The organism is Pseudoduganella sp. GW821-FHT12E03 (assembly GCF_058807115.1).
In genome coordinates, this window is the sequence record NZ_JBXAQJ010000010.1 from 143,388 (window position 1) to 161,925 (window position 18,538).

Sequence of the window (18,538 nt, forward strand, 5' to 3'; positions counted from 1 at the left end):
TAAGATGCAATAATGGTTTGTTGGTACTGAAGGTTTCAGGAAGGGGGCGCTTATGGATGCATGCAGCCTGCCGGGATGCCAGGACGAGGCAACGGAACAGCGTCGCCTGGCTGAATTGTCGCGTTACGCGATGACGCAAGACCATAGCGACCCCAGCCTGGACTTGGTGACGGAACTGGCCATCAAGTTCGTGGGCGCTGATATCGGTGGCATCAGCATTGTGTACCAGTCGCAAATCTGGCTGCCGTCGCGGGTGGGGCTGGCGCCGCTGCACGTGCCGCGCGCCGGTTCGCTGTGCACCTGGGCGGTGGCGTCCGACGGCGACTGGTTTGAAGTCGACGATGCGCTGCACGACGCGCGCTTCCGGGACAATGCCCTGGTCGCCCACGCGCCCCATTACCGCCACTATGCCGCCGCCACCCTGAAGGGCGCGCAAGGCTATATCCTCGGCACGTTCTGGATGATGTGGCGCGAACCCGGCGTCTGTGCCCCGGAAAAGAAAATGCTGTTGCTGGGCATGGCGAAAATGGTGATGGAAACGTTGGAAATGCGTTACTGCAACGAAGTAACGGGCATGTCCAACCGCAAGGTGTTCCTGCACCATTTGCAACTGGGACTGGAGCGCAATCCGCATCCCCATGTGATGGTCGGGTATGTGGATTTAATCGGGTTCCGCCAGTTCAATGATGTGTTTGGCCGCGAGGCGGGCAACGTCGTGTTGCGGCTGGCGGGAGAGCGCCTGACGGCATGGGCCGGACCGGACAACCTGGTGGCCCATCTCGGCGGCGACAAGTTTGCGTTTGCCCTGTTTGGCGAACACGAGGTGCAATCCGATTTGCTGGAACGCTTGAAGAATGAACTCGGGGCGCCGGTTACCCTGGTGCGCGGCGGTACCCATGCCATGCATGCGCGTATCGGCGTCGAACACCATGATTTACCTTACCGGGGTGCGGCGGCCACCTTGCTCGATGCGGCGGATACAGCGGCCTCTTCGATCAGCTCCGCGCACATGCGTACCTCGATCAAGGAATACGGTTTTGAATTGCTGGCCAAATCGCGCCTGGTCTATGAATTGCAGGGGGCACTGGCGGGCGATGCCCGCTATGGCGCACTGGTCGCCCATTACCAGCCGCAAGTCAATTATGCGGAAGGGCGGCTGATCGGGATGGAAGCGCTGGTGCGCTGGCAACACCCTTCGCGCGGGTTGGTGTCGCCAGGCAGCTTTGTTGCCGTGGCGGAGAGTTCCGACAAGATTTACCAGGTCGACTTGCAAGTGCTGGAACACGTGTGCCGCGACATGCGCGCGTGGCTCGACGCCGGTTTGCCGGATGTGCCGGTGTCGCTGAATTTCTCCCGCCGCTCGCTGTTGCACCCGGACGTGATTGCCGACTTGCGGCGCTTGCTGGCGCAGTACGCCATTCCCGGCCGCTTGCTGGAATTTGAAGTCACGGAAAGCTTGCTGGTGGAAACGCCGGAATTGCTGTCGCCGCGCGTGGCGGAATTCCGCGCCATGGGCATCCGCATCGCCATCGACGATTTTGGCACCGGTTATTCCAACCTCGACGCCATCAACAGTTTCCCGTTCGACCGCCTGAAAGTGGACCGCCAGTTCGTCCATGGGGTGGCCAGCAGCAAGCGCATTGCCGGCCTGTTCCGGCTGATCCAGGGCATCGCCGAAGTGTTCGATGTGGAACTGGTGTGCGAAGGGCTGGAGCTCGAAGAAGACCGCGCCTGGCTGGCGGAGCGGGGATCGCATTGCGTGCAGGGCTGGTATTTCAGTCCCGCACGCACGCCGGAAGATATTGCCGCGATCCTGGCCACCGTGAAAGCACGGGGGAAAGGCGCTCCGCCCCTGTCGCTGGAAGAATTACGGGAATTATTCCGGTAGGGTGGTTTCCGCACCGCGGAAGCCGCCATCCGTTGGATTGCCCGCCCACAGGTTTTTACAGCATTTGGCTCAGGAACAGCAGCGTATACCCATGCGCCAGCGCCGCCGACTGCTGGTGATAGCTGGCCCGGTGCGAACAATTGAAGCCGTGTTCGGCTTCCGCATACAAGTGGATTTCCACATTGTCCTGTTCGCGGAAGCGTTCCACCACCTTGTCGATGGCGTCGCGCGGGATGTGCTTGTCCTTGCCGCCGTAATGCAGCATCAGCGGTTTGCGGAGGTCGTCGGCGCGGTTCAGTGCATTCTGGATGCCGCCGCCGTAATACGCGATGGCCGCATCGACCAGCCCGTCCGCCGCCGCGTGATAGGACAGCAGGCCACCCCAGCAATAACCCAATGACGCGATTTTCGTGCCGACACCGGGCAGGGCGCGCAATGCCTTGGCGGCGGCGCGGACGTCCGCCTGCGCCTGGTTCATGCTGATGGTCCCTTTCAGCTCGACCGCGCGCTGCCAGTCGGCGTCGTCATAGCCCAGCTCGATGCGTTGCCCCTGGCGCCAGAACAGGTCGGGCGCCAGCACCACGTAGCCGTCCGCCGCGTACTGGTCCGCCACGCTGCGGATATGCGCGTTGACGCCGAAGATTTCCTGCAGCAAGACGATGCCGGGGCCGCTGCCGCTGCGCGGCAATGCCAGGTAAGCGCCAAAGGCGCCATCATCGCCGTCGATTTCGATCCATTTGGAAGTGCCGTTCATGAGGACGTCCTTGGGTGGGTGGGAAGGACGCCATGCTACCGCAGATGATGCGGCGGCGTTGCACGAATGGTAACGTGCGGGCGGGGCCGATACCGGTTGCTGTGGTTTCCATGCTAACCTTGCATTTTTCCATAGCTGCCACGCGGGTGAGTTCGATTAGCGCTGTTCCTTCAGTTCCGTCCGCTCCTGCACGCTTGCGCTCCATGGCGCTGGCGCTGTTGTCCGGCTTCGGTGTGACGGCGCTGCTGTTTGCCGGCGCCAGCCGCCTGGAAAACGACAAGGCGGCCCTGGCCGTGGAGCAGCGCGCCCATGCGCGGCTCTTCCTGCTGCAGCAAGGCGTGGCCAACACGATGGGCAGCCTCGCCTCCGTCAACCGCCTGTTTGCCAGCCGCGCGGCGGTCAGCCGCCACGAATTCCAGTTATTTACCCGGCCGCTGCTGGAGCGCTATCCCTACCTGCAAGCCATCAGTTACCTGCGCGTATTGCCGCACGAGGGACGGGGCGCCTATGAGCAGGCGCTGGCGCAAGTACGCCCCGGCGCCGTGATGACGGAAATGCGTGATGGCAAACCGGTGCCGGCCGGTGTGCGCGAGCACTACCGCGTGGTCGATTACATCGAACCGCAACAGGCCAACGCGGCGGCGCTGGGGCTCGACACGGCGTACCCGCCACAGGATGGCGATGCGCGCCGCATCGCCTATGCCACGGGCAAGCCGATGGCCGGCCCGCTGGTGACCTTGGCGCAACATGCGGACGGCCCGGCGGCGGCACGGCAGGGCGTCATCATTTCCATGCCGGTGTACCGCTTTGGCGCGCCGCTTGACGATGAAGCGAGCCGCCTGGCGGCGCTGCAGGGCGAGACCGCTGCCGTGCTGCGGCCCGCCGATATGGTGGCGCGTATCCTGGACGGCGATGGCAGCAAAGCCGATAGCCTGGCGCTGCGCGTGTATGCAGCCCCGGCCGAAGACGCCGCCAGCCTGGTGTATCAGTCCGCGCCGGCCACGGCCAGCGGCCGCGCGGAATTGCCGTCCTGGCTGGCGTGGCTGTATCCACAGCGGCCGCTCCCATTGCACAGCCGCTTCGAGGTGGCCGGTAAAACGTGGCTGATGACGGCGGCCACGCCGCGCGCGGTCTACGCCGCCGACCACCTGGCGTCGCTGTTCGTCCTGGCGCTAGGCGCGCTGGTCAGCGTGCTGGGCGCGGCCTGGGTGCATGCGCTGGCGTCGCGCAGCCGCGAAGTGCGCCGGCTGGTGGACGAGCGCACGGCGGAATTACGCGAGCTGTACCGCACCAGCCATTTGCGCGAACGCGCCATCGAAGCCAGCGTCAATGCCATCGCCATCACGGCCGCCACACCGGGCAACCCGACGGTCTACGTCAACCCGGCCTTTGAGCGGATCACGGGCTACAGCCGCGCCGACATGCTGGGCCAGAGTCCGCGTTTGCTGTATGGCGACGACCTGGACCAGCCGGGCGTGGAAGAAGTGCGCACCGCCATCCGTGAACAGCGCGACGCGCACACGGTGGTGCGCTGCTATCGCAAGGATGGCGCGCTGTTCTGGAACGAACTGTCGATTTCGCCGGTGCGCGACGAACAAGGCGTGGTCACGCATTACGTCTCGTTCCAGCACGATATCACCGCACTGAAAACGTATGAATCGGAACTGCGCCACCAGGCCACGCACGATGCGCTGACCGGTTTGCCAAACCGCGCGCTGCTGGCGGACCGGCTGCTGCAAACCATGCACCATTCCGAGCGCAAGGGGCATGTGCTGTGGCTGGTGTCGATCGACCTGGACCGCTTCAAATTCACCAACAGCCGCCTCGGCCACAAGGGCGGCGACCGCCTGCTGCAAGCCGTGGCGGAGCGGCTGCAACTGGCGGTGCGCCCGGTCGACACGGTGGCGCGCATGGGCGGCGATGAATTTGCGCTGATGCTGTTGCCGGAGCAGGGCGCACCCGGTCCCCGCGCCGACCAGTTGCAGCGCGTGCTCGATTGCCTGGCCGCGCCACTGCACATCGATGGCCAGGAATTGTTCCTGACCTGCAGCGCCGGCATTGCGGTTTATCCCGATGATGGACTGGACCCTGGCGTGCTGATGGAGCGCGCCGATATCGCCATGTTCCGCGCCAAGGAAATGGGCGGCGACGATGTGCAGTTCTATACCGCCGCGATGAATGACCGGCTGGGCGAGCGCATGCTGATCGAAGGCGCGCTGCGCTCGGCATTGGAGCGCGATGAATTCGTGCTGCATTACCAGCCGCAGGCAGATATTGTGGCCGGCCGCATCGTCGGCATGGAGGCGCTGATCCGCTGGCAGCATCCGGAGCTGGGCATGGTGGCGCCGAACCGCTTCATTCCATTGGCGGAAGAGACCGGCCTGATCCTGCAAGTCGGCGCGTGGGTGCTGCGCACGGCGTGCGAACAACTGGTCGCATGGCGCCGCGCCGGGCTGCATGGCTTGCGCATGGCGGTCAACGTGTCGGCGCGCCAGATGGCGGAAAAGGACTTCGTGCAATCGGTGGCGCAAGTGCTGGCCGATACCGGATTGCCGCCATCGTGCCTGGAGCTGGAGCTGACGGAAAGCCTGGTGATGAACGATGTCGAACACGCGGTCGCGGTCATGCACGAATTGAAAAAGCTGGGTGTGCTGCTGGCGATCGACGACTTCGGCACCGGCTATTCCAGCCTGGCGCATTTAAAGCGCTTTGAAATCGACGTACTGAAAATCGACCAGACCTTCGTGCGCGATCTGACGGTGGATCCTGACGATGCCGCCATTGTCATCACCATCATCGCGCTGGCCACCAACCTCGGGCTGGAAGTGATTTCCGAAGGTGTGGAAACGGCGGAGCAACTGGAATTCCTGCGCCAGCACGGGTGCCGGCAAATGCAGGGCTATTACTTCAGCCGGCCAGCGCCGGCCAATGCGATTGAATCGATCTTGCAGGAAGACGCGGCGCGCACGGCGGCCGCATAACGACACAGCGGGGAGACGGGCATGGAAGGCATGGCAGGCAAAGCAGGAATCTCCGGTGTACTGGAAACGCTGCGGCGCGGTATCGAAGATGGCGAACACCATGTGCGCCAGCAGATCGAAGCGGAAATGGGATCGCAGTTTGGCCGCTATGTGGAAATCGGCCTGGCGCTGCGCGAAGCGTTCGAGCGGCGCGAATTGCATGAGACCTTTATCCGCCGTCTGAAACCCTATCGCCGCATGATCATCGGCAACCTGCCGGCCGGTGTGCAGCGCCATGGCTTGCTGCCCCCATTGTCGCCGCAGCAGCGCGCCGGCATGGGGCACCGGCGCCTCGACGATATTCCGGACAGTGAGCTGGAACAGTGGCTGATCGATGACGGCCGCCTGATATACGGCGAATTCAAGCCGCAGGAATTGCACAATTACTTTACGGTCATTGCCCCGTACGTGAAACCGGGCAGCGCGATGATCGACCTCGGCAGCGGTCTCGGCAAGGTCGTGTTGTCGGCCGCGCTGGCGCTGCCGTTTGCCACCTGCACCGGGGTGGAATTGCTGCCCTACCGCCATGTGATGGCGCGGCAGCGTTTTGACGCTTTGCTGGCGGCCGGCGATGCGGCGCTGGCCGCGCTGCCAATGCCGCCGGCGCCGGAGGAAGCGCTGGCCTTGCCGTATGGCGCCGTGGTGGATGCGCGCCATGTGCTGGACTTGCGCCAGCGGGTCCACTTTATCAATGGCGATTTGTTTGACGCCGATGTCAGCCAGGCAGGGCTGGTGTTTATGTACAGCACCTGCTTCGCGCCATTGATGGACCGCATTGGCGACAAGCTGGCGCGCGATGTGCCGCAGGGCTGCCTGGTCAGCACCACCACCTTCCCCTTGAAGCATCCAGGCTTCCGCGAAGTGGCGCAATTCCAGTCGGGGACGGTGGCGTGGACCACGGTGTTCTTGTATGAACGCACGGGCGAACTGGCGGACTTGCCGCCGGCGCCGTCATCGTATATTTATGAACCGCCGGAAGAACGGTGGGAGAAGGAAGTGCGGGAACAGTTGTTGGCGTTGAATCCGTGATGTGCCTTCGTGACGCGTGCATGGCGGCTTCCGCTTTGCGGAAACCGCTCTACTGAATGACGCACTCGGGTTCGGAGTTTTTTCCCGATACGCCTTGCGCCGGCGCGTTCTGGCTGATCGACGCCGGCATTCGTACCTGTGGTGCCTGGTTGGCTGGGACCTGGATCATTGGCGGCTGCACGCCGTTGTGTGCCGGCGCCAGGTAACCGAACTGGCCGGCCGACAGCAGCGCCGGCGGCAGGGGCGGGGCGCCCGGCGGCGTCACCGGTGTCACTGAAATGCCGCCGACCGCCACATCGAGGTGAAGGCCATTGGCTGGCGTCTGGCCGTTCGGTGTCGGCACGCCGCCGCAATCGTTCTGGCAAAACAACGCGCCCAAATGCGTGCCCCTGATGCCGATGGTGGCGGTGGGCAGGCTGAAGCTGACGGACTCGCGGCTGCGCTTGCCCACCATGCCGGACACCGCGCGGAAGCCCCCCTTCAGCATTTCCAGCCGCACCTTGTCGCCTTTCGGATCCGGTTCGCGGAACGTGAATTCGGAGATTTTCAGCACGGAATTAGGCCGCAACACCATTTCCGAGTGGTCGATGAATTTCAGGCGGGCATAGGCTTCGGCTTCCGTGCTCAGGACATCGCCTTCGCGCACCGGGGATTTCACGGACAGCATTTTGGTGTTGCCATCGGCCTGTTTGGCGGTCAGCACCCCGGACAAATGCGTGATTTGCGCCACCGTGTCACCGGGCGCCGCCCAGGCGCAGGCCGTGCTGAAACCGCACAGCAGGACGGCAAATTTGCTCAGGGTAGCCATATCAGTACCCCACAGTCAGGAAAATATGGGCGCGGTGGTCGCCCCGCGCAACGCCAAGGGCGTGGCCCGCATCGAGGACGCGCGCCACGTCCACCCTGATAGTAACGCTTTTTCCCAACGCCGCGCGCAATCCGATGCCGGCGCTGGCGGCGGAAAGGCTGCCGGCGACAGGGACTTGCGCCGCGCGGTTGTGGCCATACGACGCATCGACGAAGGCCAGCAACCGCAGACTGCCATCCCAGCCCAATACCGCCGCCAGGTCCGGCGCATACAGTTCAGCGTTGGCGGTCACGCCGCTGTCGGCGGACAGCACCCGTTCATCGAAGCCGCGCACCGTGCTGGCCCCGGTCAGGCCGAAGCTTTCCGCCGACACCACCGGCTGCAGCGCGTACTGGACATTGCCAGCCACCCGGGCTTGCCAGTCGTTGCCAAAACCGCGCAGCCAGCTGGCGGCGCCGCGCAAGATGACGAGGCGGTCGCGCGTGTCGCGGTTGCCGCTGGTCAGGTAGGAATAACGGTCGGTGCGCCCGGTGATATTCGTATAGCGCACGCCGCGCGGAAAGTTGACGGCCAGTCCCGCGCTGGCGTCGAGTTGCGCCAGGCCGCTGCGGGTCGAGGTGACATATTGCGCCGACAGCGGCATCACGGTGTAGGGCACGCAACTGGCCAGCGGCGGCGTGGGCGGCGCCGTGCTGACGGGCGTGCCGTCGACCGCCGTGCAGCGCGCGTCGATGGCTTTATAGTCGATCGCCGCCACCAGCTTGCGGGTGGTTTCGCCGGCGCGGGGGAAGTTGTGGTTCAGGCGCACGCTGACCACATCGCCCTTGCCGACGATGTTCAGCGAACCGCCCAGGGTCGGGGTGGAACTGGGGGTGTTCGAGCTGGATTTGCCGTAAATGACGTCGATGCTGTCGCCCCAGTCGTACAGCGGCAGGCGGTAGCCGATGCTGTAGTTATGGATCTTGACCCCACCGGGGCTGTCGGGCGACGTGGTGTAGGCCAGGCTGACGGCGTGGTCGCGGTCAAACAGGTTGGCGTACTGGTAAAACACGCCGGTGCGCCAGTTGCCGGTGGCGTCGGTCCCGGTATTGTCGGCGGAGAGACCGCCCTGGTGGGGGCTGCGGTCCGTGACTCGGACATTGGCGTCGACCAGGTAATCGGTGTCGCCGGCCGCCAGCGAGACTTCCACTTGTTTCGCGCCATTTTCATTCGACAGTTGCACGTTTTCCGACAACTGGCGCAAATTCGGCGAGGTGCCCGGCTGCAGCGCGGGCAAGCCGCGCCGCACGTTGTCGGCGCTGTAATAGCGGTTGTCGGTCACGCTGACCTTGCCGATTTTCGCTTCCAATACCTCGAGGCGCACTGCGCCGGAAGTAGCTTCCTGCTCCGGCAGCGCCACTTGCACGGCGCCATAGCCGGCGGCCCGGTACGCGTTTTCCAGCGCATCGAGCGCGCGCTGCACGTCGCCGAAATTGCGGCGGCTGCCGGTAAACGGCGCCAGCAGCGCTTGCACCTTGGCATCGGGCAACAGGGTGTTGCCAACCACGTCGAAGCGGGCAATGTCGAAACGTTGCTCGTCGGCTTGGGCATGGGCCGGCGCCGACGCCAGGATGGCCGCCAACGCGATCGCCATGCACGCTGCGGGCCGCCGAGTCGTCATGATGTCGGAAAGAAAGGGGAATAGCCTAGGGTAGACTGATCCGCGTTTCCCGGCAAGCAAGTGTGGGAGGATGGCCACATACCGGAGTCATCCTCCCCGCGCCAGCATGGACGATCAACGCTTGACGTTGGCGAACGGGTCACCCTGCTTGAAACTGGCCATTTTCGGATCGTTGGCCACCGCATAGCCCAGGTTCAGGGTGAATTGCGCCTGCTGCACCATGCCCGACAAATCCCAGTCCGCGCGGTATTCGTCGGTCACCTGGTGGTAATCCTTCTTGAAGGCCACCAGCTTGGCGCTCGATGCCTGCTGGTTGTGCTCGAACTCAAAGTGGCCGTCGCCGGAAAACACGGCGGAACCCACGTTGAACGCCGGGATGCCGGCCTTGGCGAAGTTGAAGTGGTCGGCGCGGAAATAAGCGCCGGAAATGTCCGGGATCAGGGGCGCCAGCTTCAGGCCCATTTTCTTTGCCACCAGGCCGGCCGATTCATACAGCGAGCTGCGTTCGGCACCGGCGACGCCAATGTCCCTGGTGCGGCCGACGAAATTCATGCTGTCCAGGTTCAGGTCGGCGCTGGTTTTATTCAGTGGCCAGACCGGGTTGGCGACATACGCCGCGCTGCCCAGCAGCCCCTGTTCCTCGGCCGCCGGCCACAGGAAGATTTGCGTGCGTTTCGCCGGTTTTTTGACGGCTTCGGCCGCCATCGCCAGCAGGGCGGCCGCGCCGGAGGCATTGTCGATCGCGCCGTTATAGGTGTGGTCGGTCTTGCCGTCGCGGCGCCCGCCTTCATCCACGCCCAGGTGGTCCCAGTGCGCGGAATACACCACCGCCTGTTCCTTCAGTTTCGGATCAGTGCCTGGCACGATGCCGGCCACGTTGAATTGCTCGACCTGGCGCACGGCGCTGCGCAATTCCACGTGGGCCGTGGTTTTCAGGTCGACCGGGCGGAAATCGCGCGATTCGGCCTTGGCGCGCAAGTCATCGAGGTCGAACCCGGCGGATTTGAACAGGTCGCGCGCCATGTCTTCATGCAGCCAGCCTTCCACCTGGTTGCCTTCTTTGTTCAGGTGGAACCGTTCGTGGCCAAAGCCGTTGGCCGGCACGCTCCATGGATACGAGGCCGAGGGCGTGGTGTGGATCAGCAGCGCACCGGCCGCGCCACGGCGCACCGCTTCTTCGAATTTGTACAGCCAGCGCCCGTAATAGGTATACGCCTTGCCGGCAAAGCGGTTGGGTTCGTCCGCGGTCGGCTGCGGGTCGTTGACCATCATGACCAGGATTTTGCCTTTGACATCGGCATCCTTGTAGTCATCCCATTTTTCTTCCGGCGCGCTGGCGCCATAGCCGACAAACACCAGCGGCGCATCGAAACTCAGGCTGGCCTTGCCGCTGCCGGTGCCGATCAGCACCCCTTCGCCGACAACCGGCGACAGCCGCGCCGACGTTGGTCCAACCTTGGCCTGGAACGTGATGGAACTGCCCGGCAACAGCTTGGTGCCACGGAAGCGCACCGGCTGGCGGTAGCCGCCATCGGGCAGCGGTTTCAAACCCATCAGCGCGGCCTGGGTCTCCAGGTAGCGCACCGCCAGGTCGCCGCCACGCTGTCCCGTGCCCCGTCCTTCGAGCAGGTCGTCGGCCAGGAAGGACAGGTGGGCGCGCAGCGGTCCTTCCGTCACGGTGGGGGCTTGCTGGGCGTTGGCGGGGAGGGGGCCGAGGGCGATGGTGGCAATGCCGGCTGCGGCTGCCAGGGTGCGAAGGCGCATGGGTGCTCCGTAGTGAAAAGGTGACAGGTTCGATGGCCGCACCGCTCGAAGCTGGCGGCGCGGAGTGGCTATCTTACTCTGGCCGCCGCGAACATGTTAGCCTTTGCCGGATCGACAATCAGGAGAGACTATGCGGGTCATCATCATCACGGGCGCGTCCGATGGCATCGGCGCGGAAATGGCGCGCCAGCTGGCGCAGCGCGCGGCTTCCGGTCCGGCAGGGCAACTGGCGCTGGTGCTGGCCGCGCGCAATGGCGCCATGCTCGACGCGGTGGCGGCCGAATGCGCGACCTACGGCGTGCGCACGCTGGCCGTGCCGACCGACGTGTCCGACCAGGCGCAGTGCCGCCATCTGGTGCAGGCCACGGTGGAAGCGTTTGGCCGCATCGATGCGCTGGTCAACAATGCGGGCCGCTCCGGCCACGCGCTGTTCGAAGATGTGCAAGACCTGGGCTGGTATGAAGACATGATGCGGATTAATTTGTGGGGCAGCGTGTGGTGCACCCACGCTGCACTGCCTTACCTGAAGCAATCGCGCGGCAGCGTGGTGGCGGTGGCGTCGCTGGCCGGGCTGGTCGGCGTGCCGGGACGCACGGCGTACAGCGCCAGCAAATTCGCGATGTCGGGCTTTTTTGAAGCGCTGCGGGCGGAAGTCAAGGCGGCGGGCGTGTCCGTCACCACCGCGTATCCGGGCGTGGTCGATACGCGCATCCGCTACCGGGGCTACAACGCGGCCGGCGGCGAACTGGGTTCGAGCAGCCTGAAGGAAGATGGCGCGATGCCGGTGGCCGAGTGCGCGCTCTTGATCATCGACGGCATGGAGCGCCGCAAGCGCGAAGTGGTGATGTCGGCCAAGGGCAAGCTGGGGCGGTGGATGAAACTGCTCGCCCCGGGGATGGTGGAGAACATGGCGTTAAAGGCGGTCAGCGAAGAACACCGGCCGCACTCGTAACGTCCTGGAATTACGCGGCGGTCGGTTCGCCGTGGAACGCCTTGTTGGCGATCTTCCAGCCATCTGCGGTTTTCAGCAGCACGAAGTAATCGGTAAAGGTGGTGGCGCCGTGGATCAGGCGCAGGCGCACGGATGCCGCAGTGCCGTGCACGTCGATCCAGTCGACAATGCGCTGGCGCTCGGATTCGTCGGCGGCCGGGACGCCATTGAAGCGCTGGCAATACACATCCAGCGGCCACGACGTGAACTCGCCGTCGCGCATCGATTCGATGTGCGCGGTTGGCAGGAAAGCTTTGCGCATGAAGGATGCGTCGTTGCGCGCGTGGCCTTCAATGTATTGTTTGACCGGGTCCATCACCGCGGCTTGCTCTTCGGTGAACTGGGGACGGAAAATGGTATTCATAGACAGGGACATGGCTGGCTCCTTGGTGGAGCCCCATCATGCCCCGCATCCGGCAAGTTGGCTGCAGCATGGATGCGATACCCGGTATATGCGGTTTTCTATGCTCAAAAAGCGTGCAATTCGCCCCTTTTTGCACGGAAGGGGCGGTAAAAGGGTAAACTGGCACCTTTGTTTCGCATTGGGCGATTCGATCATTAACTGTGAGTGACGCCATGTCTGGAACACCTGAAATTCTCTTTGCCGACCTGAATTTGTCGGCCCCCATCCTGAAATCGCTGAAAGAAGTGGGCTATGAAAGCCCCTCGCCGATCCAGGCTGCCACCATTCCTTATCTGCTTGATAACCGCGACGTCCTGGGCCAGGCGCAGACCGGCACCGGCAAGACCGCCGCGTTCGCGCTGCCGATCCTGTCGCGCATCGACCTCAAGCAGATGACGCCGCAGGCGCTGGTGCTGGCGCCGACGCGCGAGCTGGCGATCCAGGTGGCCGAAGCCTTCCAGCGCTATGCCGCGCACATCCCGAAATTCCACGTGCTGCCGATTTACGGCGGCCAGAGCTATGGCCCGCAACTGGCCGCGTTGCGCCGTGGCGTGCACGTGGTGGTGGGCACTCCGGGCCGCGTGATCGACCACCTCGACAAAGGTTCGCTGGACCTGTCCGCGTTGAAAACCCTGGTGCTCGATGAGGCCGATGAAATGCTGCGCATGGGCTTTATCGACGATGTCGAGCGCATCCTGCGGGAAACGCCGGAATCGCGCCAGACCGCGCTGTTCTCGGCCACCATGCCGGCGCCGATCAAGCGCATCGCCACCACCTACCTGAACAATCCGCATGAAGTGCTGGTGGCCGCCAAGACCACCACCTCGGAAAACATCCGCCAGCGCTACTGGCTGGTGTCCGGCATGCACAAGCTGGACGCGCTGACCCGCATCCTGGAAGCGGAGCCGTTTGACGGCATGATCATTTTCTCGCGCACCAAGCTGGGCACGGAAGAACTGGCCGAACGCCTGCAGGCGCGCGGTTTTTCAGCCGCCGCCATCAATGGCGACATGCAGCAGGCGGCGCGTGAACGCACGATTGCCCAATTGAAGGATGGCAAGATCGACATCCTGGTGGCCACTGACGTGGCGGCGCGCGGCCTGGACGTGGAGCGCATCAGCCACGTGGTCAATTACGACGTGCCGTATGACGCGGAAAGCTATACCCACCGCATCGGCCGCACCGGCCGCGCCGGCCGCAGCGGCGAAGCGATCCTGTTCATCACGCCGCGCGAACGCAACCTGCTGAAAACCATCGAGCGCGCCACGCGCCAGGAAATCGGCCGCATGGATTTGCCGACCCTGGACGCCGTCAATGACGTGCGGATCGCGAAGTTCAAGGATGAGATCACGGACATCCTGGCACAGGGCGGACTGGAACACTACCAGGGCCTGATCGAGGAATACGAAAACGAACACAATGTGCCGGCGCTGGAAATCGCCGCCGCACTGGCGCTGATGGCGCGCGGCGGCAAGCCGCTGCTGCTCGATAAAAAGCGCGAGACCGGCTGGCACGAAGACGGGCAGCCGCGTCCTGAACGTCCTGAGCGTCCGGCACGCGCCGATCGTGGTGACCGTGGCGATCGTCCCGACCGTCCAGAGCGTGGTCCGAAGAAGGAGCGTTTGCCGCGCACGTCCGAGCCGGGCATGCAAACCTACCGTATCGAAGTCGGTTACCAGCATGGCGTCAAGCCGGGCAATATCGTGGGCGCGATTGCCAACGAGGGTGGCGTCGAGTCGAAGTACATCGGCCGGATTGAAATCTATGACGATTTCTCGGTCCTCGACATGCCGGATGATTTGCCGCCCGACCTGATCGAACACCTGGGCAGCATCCGCGTGGCGGGCCAGGCGATGCGCATCAGCCGCGATGGCGACCCGGTGCCGGCGCCCCCAGTTGCCGCGGCCCCGGCCCCGCGCAAGGCGGCGGAAGAACGTGCGCCGAAGAAGGCGATGGAAGAACGCGCACCGAAGAAGGCGGCCCGGCCCGAACCGGAACTGAGCCAGCGCGCCGATGACGATGAACCGGCCTTCGATGATGACGCTGCCGCCAAGAAGAAAAAGAAGGACAAGCACAAGGTCAACTTGCCGATGACCGCGTTCCGCCTCGAAGTAGGGGTGAAGCACAATGCGACGCCGTCGAACATCGTCGGCGCGATCGCCAACGAAGCGGGGCTGGAAGCGAAGTACATCGGCCGCATTGAAATGTTCGATGACCACACGATGATCGAACTGCCGGACGGCATGCCGGACGATATCTTCCAGCACCTGGGCAAAGTGTGGGTGGGCGGCCAGCAACTGCGCATCAGCCATGCGAACAACATGCCGCCGATGTCGGGCAAGCACACGCCGCCGAAGGAACCGGTCAAGCCGGCCAAGGGCGGCGCCAAAGCCGGCAAGAGCTTCAAGGCCCGCTAAGCCTGTAGCCAGGCACCGCCACGGCCTGCATACGCTGTGGCGGCGTTGTTTGCCGTGCGGCGTAATCCGGTAGGGTGGTTTCCGCGAAGCGGAAGCCACCATGCAAGCCCCCCGGCAGCGTGGCTGTCAGTCCAGCGCCCATTCAGCGGCGCTGCAAGCATGCAGCACCGTCGTATCAAACAGCGGCAACGCCGTATCCCGCACCTCCACCAGCAAGCCAATCTCGGTACACCCGAGGATCACCCCCCGGGCGCCCCGTTGCCCCAGCCGGCCGATGATGCGCCGGTATTCCGCACGCGACGACTCCGACACGATCCCCACGCACAATTCGTCGTAAATGATGCGGTGAACGATGGCGCGCTCGTCCTCATCGGGCACCAGCACCGTCAATCCGTGGCGCTGTTCCAGCCGTTCACGGTAAAAATCCTGTTCCATGGTAAACCGCGTGCCCAGCAAGCCGATGGTCTGCAAGCCCGCCGCGCGGATGGCGTGCGCGGTGGGATCGGCAATGTGCAGCAGGGGCAGCGCGCAGGCCGCCTCGATGGCCGGCGCCACCTTGTGCATGGTGTTGGTGCACAGGACGATGCAGTCGGCGCCCGCCGCCCGCAGCCGCAGCGCCGCCTCGGCCAGTACCCGGCCTGCCGCGTCCCAGTCGCCGGCGCGCTGTAATTGTTCGATCTCGTGGAAATCCACGCTGACCAGCACGGCGCGCGCGGAATGCAGGCCGCCCAGCCGGGCGCGGATGGTTTCATTGATGTGGCGGTAGTACGGCACGGTGGATTCCCAGCTCATGCCGCCGATCAGGCCGATGGTTTTCATGTTGCGCTCCTTGAGGTGAGGCTAGAATAGGCCGGGCCGGCAAACCCGGTCTATCAAAAAATTTCAGGGAGGGCGCAGCGATGGGCATGGTGGAACTGGACGCCGGATGGGCGCGCATAGCGCTGTTGCCGTCCGCGCCTTATTCAGCCGATGGCGCGTCGCCCGCGTGCGTGATGGGGGTGGCGCTGGAGCGGCAGCGGGGCGTGCATGCGGTGGCGGGGGAGATGCGCCGCGACTTCGATGCGTGGCCGGGGGAGTTTGCGCTGGCGGCGCCCGGTGTGCCCATGTTTTCCGAATCCGCGCGGGGCGGCGAATACTTGCTGGTGGCCGTCGATGCGGCCGTGGCGCCGGTTGTTTCCGGTGCGCCGCGCCGCCTGTTCCGAGGGCAAAAGAATGCCGTGGCGCTGGCGCGGCGCTTGCGGCGCGTGCTGCTGTCGCCGCAGCCCGATGTGCAGCACGCGGCACAGCTGGCGGCCGCGCTGTTGGCGCATGGCGCAATGTTGCTCGATGGGGCAACCGAGGGGGCAACCGAGGGGACAACCGAGGGGACAACCGAGGGCGCATCCGGGCGTACCGCCGCGTATGACGCCGACCGGCCAGTGCATGCGCGCGTGCTGGACGCCATCGAGCAGGACCTGGCGTCGCCGTGGCCGCTGGAGGCGCTGGCCGCGCTGGCCGGGATGCCCTTGCTGCGTTTCCTGCGCAGCTTTACCCATGCCACCGGCATGACGCCGCACGCCTGGATCACGGAACGCCGCCTGCAGCACGCACGCCGCATGTTGCGCAGCACCAATGTCCCGCTGGCCGAGATTGCCGCCGCCTGCGGCTTCGCACAGCAATCGCACATGGGGGCGCTGCTGAAACGTGAAGTGGCCCGCAGCCCTGCCCAATACCGTACCCGCGCAACCCACGCTGCACCCTGAGCAACATTCTGATTTTCCAAAAGACGCCAGGCGCCTGGATTCCAAGAATAAAAAGGGGCCAGGCCCTGTAATGTCGAGTCAGGAGCAATGTCGCACCATATTGGTGCAATAAAATGTTGCATCGCACCAGAAAAGTCCCGAAATCGGGTCTTGAGCGCGGGATTTGGTGTAAAAACAAGGCTGGCCCAAAAATTGCATAGACAGGTTTATTTTTCCTGTCTTGCGAGGCGCCAGTGATTACCCGTAACGACCTGATTGAATATGCCGGTCCACAGCGCAAAGTCTTCCGCGTGCTGTGGGTCGATGACGCCGGTGCGGCTGCATATATTTTCAACGTATTGCCGAAAACGGCCGAAGCGCAGCTGGCGCGTGTGGCCATGCTGGAAGCGGACCTGGCTGCCGGCCGTGCCCGCCGCCTGGCGGACGATCCGTGGCCGCTGCCGGAGCAACCGTCGCGCCGTCCCCCCAAGCACCTGCAAATCCGCGACCGCGCGTGGCAAGTGGTGCGCGACCTGGTGGCGATGGAACCGGCGATTTATGAACCGCGCCGGCGTGGCCAACTGGTGATGGCGTGCATGGCGCAGCACGCGGTATCGCATCCCACGGTCTACCGCTACCTGCGGCGCTATTGGCAGCGCGGGCTGAGCGCCGATGCGCTATTGCCCGACTATGCCAATTCCGGTGCGCGCGGCAAGATCCGCGCGGTGTCCGAGGGCGTGCAGCGTGGCCGTCCGCGCAAGGCCGGTGCGCCGCCCGGTGTGAATGCCGATGCCGCCATGCGCCGCATCTTCCGGGTGGCCGCCACGCGGGTGCCGGACAGCGCCGCGCCATTCGCGCGCCGCGCCGTGTTTGACCAGATGCTGCGGGACTTTTTCCATCAGCGCACCATTGAAACCGACACCATGCGCGTGCAGCCCGGCGCGCAGGAAAGCGCGCTGCCCACCTATGGCCAGTTCAGCTACTGGCTGGACCAGGACCGTTTGCTGGCAAGGCCGCAGTCATTGCCGCCCTTGCCCGTCGCGACGGACCCGGGCCGTCCCGGCAGGCCGGGCGCCGCATTTCGCCTGGAAGCGACCCTGGCCGATGTGCGCCTGGTGTCGCGCGCGGACCGTGGCCAGGTGCTGGGCCGCCCGGTGATCTACACCGCCACCGATGTCTTCAGCGGCATGGTGGCCGGCATTTATGTCGGCATGGAGCGCCCGAACTGGCGGCACGCGCTGCTGGCGCTGGCCAATGCCGCCGCCGACAAGCAGCGCTATTGCCTGCGCTTCGGCCGCGATATCGGCGCCGCGTCGTGGCCCGCGCAGCACGTGCCGGGCCTGGTGTTTGCCGGCTCGGAACTGGCGGCGGGCGTCGACCTGGAACATGATGTCTTGCTGAACCAGTTCCATACGCGTTGCCTGGTGGCGCCGCCGCACGAAAGCCATGTACCCGGCCTGCAGGCGGAACTGGCGCGTCGCATTCCCCTGCTCGATGGCGCGGCCCGCGCAGAAAGCGATAGCGGCGACGATGGCGAAACCCTGCGCTGCGCGCGCATGGATGGCGTACTGGACCTGGAACAATTCACGCGCCTGGTCATCGACAGTGTGCTGCACTATAACCACAGCAACCCGCAAGGCGGCGCGACGCCGCAGCAATTGTGGGCCTGGGGCGCGGTCCAGCGCGGCGCCGCGTTGCGCCAGTTCCCGGAAGACCTGGTGCGCTGCTGCCTGCTGCCCGTGACGGAAGCCATGGTGACGGCGCAGGGTATCCGCGTACAGGGCAGTCATTATGAATGCGTGCGCGCCCTCGATGAACAATGGTTCGACCGCGCCGCCAAGCATGGCCAGTGGCCGGTGAAGGTCGCATACGATCCCGCCAGCCTGGACATGGTCTACCTGCTCGATCCGCGCGCACCGATGCACTTCCACGCCTGCCACCTGGCCGACGGCAGCAGCGGACACCGCCGCCTGTCATCGATGGAGTTGTCCTTGCTGCGGGCGCAGCAACAGCGCCAGTATGCGGAGCCGGTGCACAGCGTGGCGTTTGAGAAAATGGTGGCGGCGCTGGCGCGATAGTTTTG

13 protein-coding genes are annotated in these 18,538 nt (G+C 64.7%); 7 read left to right on the forward strand and 6 right to left on the reverse strand.

The window, feature by feature from the left end; translation table 11 throughout:
• Positions 1–52: 52 nt before the first annotated feature.
• Positions 53–1,888 carry a putative bifunctional diguanylate cyclase/phosphodiesterase gene (locus tag AC1RRC_RS24450; protein WP_493058149.1) on the forward strand — a complete coding sequence of 612 codons (1,836 nt, stop codon included), beginning with the start codon at positions 53–55 and terminating at the stop codon, positions 1,886–1,888.
• Between the two features lie 55 nt (positions 1,889–1,943).
• Here AC1RRC_RS24450 and AC1RRC_RS24455 read toward each other — a convergent pair whose 3' ends face one another.
• Complete coding sequence (locus tag AC1RRC_RS24455; protein ID WP_493058150.1) at positions 1,944–2,642, reverse strand: dienelactone hydrolase family protein; 699 nt, start codon at positions 2,640–2,642, stop codon at positions 1,944–1,946.
• 203 nt (positions 2,643–2,845) lie between these two features.
• On the opposite strand from AC1RRC_RS24455, the gene AC1RRC_RS24460 reads away from it, so the two are divergent.
• Both AC1RRC_RS24460 and AC1RRC_RS24465 read left to right on the forward strand, forming a co-directional pair.
• The gene (locus AC1RRC_RS24460) at positions 2,846–5,623 is read left to right on the forward strand and encodes a bifunctional diguanylate cyclase/phosphodiesterase (RefSeq protein WP_493058152.1); all 2,778 of its coding nucleotides are present in this window, start codon (positions 2,846–2,848) and stop codon (positions 5,621–5,623) included.
• Positions 5,624–5,644: 21 nt separating this feature from the next.
• The gene (locus AC1RRC_RS24465; protein WP_493058153.1) at positions 5,645–6,691 is read left to right on the forward strand and encodes a histone methylation protein DOT1-like protein; all 1,047 of its coding nucleotides are present in this window, start codon (positions 5,645–5,647) and stop codon (positions 6,689–6,691) included.
• Positions 6,692–6,740: 49 nt separating this feature from the next.
• Here the strand turns inward: AC1RRC_RS24465 and AC1RRC_RS24470 are convergent, their stop codons facing one another.
• The 3 genes from AC1RRC_RS24470 to AC1RRC_RS24480 form a co-directional block, all read right to left on the reverse strand.
• The gene (locus tag AC1RRC_RS24470; protein WP_493058154.1) at positions 6,741–7,499 is read right to left on the reverse strand and encodes a FecR family protein; all 759 of its coding nucleotides are present in this window, start codon (positions 7,497–7,499) and stop codon (positions 6,741–6,743) included.
• Position 7,500: 1 nt separating this feature from the next.
• Positions 7,501–9,132, reverse strand: coding sequence for a ShlB/FhaC/HecB family hemolysin secretion/activation protein (locus AC1RRC_RS24475; protein WP_493058155.1), 1,632 nt, complete (start codon positions 9,130–9,132; stop codon positions 7,501–7,503).
• A gap of 141 nt (positions 9,133–9,273) precedes the next feature.
• The gene (locus AC1RRC_RS24480; protein WP_493058156.1) at positions 9,274–10,923 is read right to left on the reverse strand and encodes a M28 family peptidase; all 1,650 of its coding nucleotides are present in this window, start codon (positions 10,921–10,923) and stop codon (positions 9,274–9,276) included.
• A gap of 130 nt (positions 10,924–11,053) precedes the next feature.
• Between AC1RRC_RS24480 and AC1RRC_RS24485 the strand changes: the two genes are divergently transcribed.
• Entirely contained in the window at positions 11,054–11,875 is an 822-nt protein-coding gene (locus AC1RRC_RS24485) for an SDR family oxidoreductase (RefSeq protein WP_493058157.1), read from the forward strand.
• A gap of 10 nt (positions 11,876–11,885) precedes the next feature.
• Here the strand turns inward: AC1RRC_RS24485 and AC1RRC_RS24490 are convergent, their stop codons facing one another.
• The gene (locus AC1RRC_RS24490; protein ID WP_493058158.1) at positions 11,886–12,290 is read right to left on the reverse strand and encodes a nuclear transport factor 2 family protein; all 405 of its coding nucleotides are present in this window, start codon (positions 12,288–12,290) and stop codon (positions 11,886–11,888) included.
• Positions 12,291–12,490: 200 nt separating this feature from the next.
• Here AC1RRC_RS24490 and AC1RRC_RS24495 point away from each other — a divergent pair, with 200 nt between their 5' ends.
• Positions 12,491–14,734 (forward strand): DEAD/DEAH box helicase, encoded by a 2,244-nt coding sequence (locus AC1RRC_RS24495; protein ID WP_493058159.1) that lies wholly within the window; start codon positions 12,491–12,493, stop codon positions 14,732–14,734.
• 126 nt (positions 14,735–14,860) lie between these two features.
• Here the strand turns inward: AC1RRC_RS24495 and AC1RRC_RS24500 are convergent, their stop codons facing one another.
• Positions 14,861–15,553 carry an aspartate/glutamate racemase family protein gene (locus tag AC1RRC_RS24500; RefSeq protein WP_493058160.1) on the reverse strand — a complete coding sequence of 231 codons (693 nt, stop codon included), beginning with the start codon at positions 15,551–15,553 and terminating at the stop codon, positions 14,861–14,863.
• An 80-nt stretch (positions 15,554–15,633) separates the two neighbouring features.
• Between AC1RRC_RS24500 and AC1RRC_RS24505 the strand changes: the two genes are divergently transcribed.
• Together AC1RRC_RS24505 and AC1RRC_RS24510 are read left to right on the forward strand one after the other, a co-directional pair.
• Complete coding sequence (locus AC1RRC_RS24505; RefSeq protein WP_493058161.1) at positions 15,634–16,476, forward strand: AraC family transcriptional regulator; 843 nt, start codon at positions 15,634–15,636, stop codon at positions 16,474–16,476.
• Positions 16,477–16,709: 233 nt separating this feature from the next.
• Positions 16,710–18,533 carry a TnsB C-terminal domain-containing protein gene (locus AC1RRC_RS24510; RefSeq protein ID WP_493058162.1) on the forward strand — a complete coding sequence of 608 codons (1,824 nt, stop codon included), beginning with the start codon at positions 16,710–16,712 and terminating at the stop codon, positions 18,531–18,533.
• The last annotated feature ends 5 nt before the right edge of the window (positions 18,534–18,538 follow it).